The organism is Streptomyces sp. rh34 (genome assembly GCF_002551245.1).
In the GTDB taxonomy this organism is placed as follows: Bacteria; Actinomycetota; Actinomycetes; order Streptomycetales; family Streptomycetaceae; genus Streptomyces.
In genome coordinates this window covers 1-1,575 of the sequence record NZ_NTGZ01000519.1, presented here as the reverse complement: position 1 = coordinate 1,575, position 1,575 = coordinate 1, and the positions used below count along the sequence as shown (strand labels likewise).

General features: G+C 75.1%; 3 protein-coding genes. 2 read left to right on the top strand and 1 reads right to left on the bottom strand.

Translation table 11 applies throughout. The features are described from left to right. Both CR470_RS37875 and CR470_RS37870 read left to right on the top strand, forming a co-directional pair. The coding region (locus CR470_RS37875) for a PTS-dependent dihydroxyacetone kinase phosphotransferase subunit DhaM (RefSeq protein WP_373561479.1) at positions 1 to 269 on the top strand (269 nt) is incomplete at its 5' end. Between the two features lie 66 nt (positions 270 to 335). Continuing rightward, positions 336 to 839: an NUDIX domain-containing protein gene (locus tag CR470_RS37870; RefSeq protein WP_097872281.1), complete on the top strand. Its 504-nt coding sequence runs from the start codon at positions 336 to 338 to the stop codon at positions 837 to 839. Here the strand turns inward: CR470_RS37870 and CR470_RS37865 are convergent. Next, positions 803 to 1,575, bottom strand: a 773-nt coding sequence (locus CR470_RS37865; RefSeq protein WP_143663995.1) for an ATP-binding cassette domain-containing protein, incomplete at its 5' end; no start/stop codon positions are given. The two genes, CR470_RS37870 and CR470_RS37865, sit on opposite strands and share 37 nt — an antisense overlap.

Here is a 1,575-nt window from a genome sequence, read left to right as displayed (position 1 = left end):
GGCTCGGGACGAGCGCGGAGCTGATCGGCCGGGCCGCCGCCTCGGTGGACCGGGGTGCGGGTGTCGCGGTCCTGGTGGACCTGGGGAGCGCGGTCCTCACGGTGAAGGCCATGCTCGCCGAGGGCGATGAGCTGCCCGAGGGCACGCGGCTGGTGGACGCGCCGTTCGTGGAGGGCGCGGTGGCCGCCGTGGTGACCGCCTCGGCGGGCGGCGACCTCGCGGCGGTGGAGGCCGCGGCCTCGGAGGCGTACGGCTACCGGAAGGCGTAGCGCTTCCTTCCGGATCATGCCGGGCCCGCGTGGCGCCCCGCACCGCGCCGCAGCAGAATTGCCGACATGTCGACAGGCAGGCGCAGTGCGGGGCTTCTTCTCTTCCGGGTCGTGGAGGGCGTGGGCGAGCGGGATGTCGAGGTGCTGATCGGGCACATGGGCGGTCCGTTCTGGGCGGGACGGGAGACGGCCGCCTGGTCGGTGCCGAAGGGCGAGTACGGACCGGAGGAGGACGCGGAGGCCGCCGCCCGGCGGGAGTTCGTGGAGGAGCTGGGCGTGCCGGTCCCGTCGGGTGAGTGGATCGCGCTGGGCGAGTCACGGCAGCGCAGCGGCAAGACGGTGACCGTCTGGGCCCTGGAGGCGGAGCTGGACGTGGCGTCCGTCGTGCCCGGGACGTTCTCGATGGAGTGGCCGCGCGGGTCCGGCGTGCAGCAGGAGTTCCCGGAGATGGACCGGTTCGCCTGGTGCACGCCGGAGCTGGCCGCCGAGCGGCTGATCGTCGGCCAGCGGGTGTTCGTCGGCCGGCTGCGCGCTCAGGTGCTCGGGACGGCCGCCTCCCCCGACGCGTAGGCCGGGCGGCCTGCCCGCAGTTCCAGGACGTCGCCGGTGAAACGGGCCCGGAAGCTGCGGTCGTGCGAGACGACGACGACCGCGCCCCGGTACTGGTCGAGGGCCTGTTCCAGCTCCTCCACCAGGCTCAGCGCGATGTGGTTCGTCGGCTCGTCCAGTACCAGCAGATCGGCCGGCCGGGTCACCAGGCGGGCCAGGGCCAGCCTCCGTTGCTGGCCGATGGAGAGGGACGCCACGGGCACGTCGAGGTCCTCGGGGCGGAACAGGCCGAGGGTCAGGAGTTCGTCGGCGTACTCGTCGGGGAAGCCGGGGCGGCCCGCCGCGAAGGTGGTGAGCAGGGTGCGCCGGGTCGGGCGCGCGGGCAGTTCCTGCGGGAGGTAGCCGATGCGGGCGCGGCGGGTGACCGTGCCCGCGTCGGGGGTGAGGTCTCCCGCGAGGACCCGCAGCAGGGTGGTCTTCCCGGCCCCGTTCTCACCGGTCACCAGGAGGCGGGCTCCCGATTCCACGCGCAGGGAGGGGAGGCGGAGGCGGTCCCCGACGGAAACGTCGTCCAGCTCCACGAGGGGCGTCGCGCGGCCCGCCGCGCCGGTCACGGCGGTGGTTCCGTCGCGGTCCGCCGTACCGGTCCCGGCAGTGGTTCCGTCGCGGTCCGCCGTACCGGTCCCGTCGGCGACGGTCGGGCGGCCGGTGAAGGCGAGCGGGCGGGGCGGGGGCGGCACGGGTGACCTGCGCAGGG

What these genes read in the sequence shown, in the direction of transcription:
- CR470_RS37870 (WP_097872281.1), top strand. Translation starts at nt 336, where the DNA reads ATGTCGACAGGCAGGCGCAGTGCGGGGCTTCTTCTCTTCCGGGTCGTG.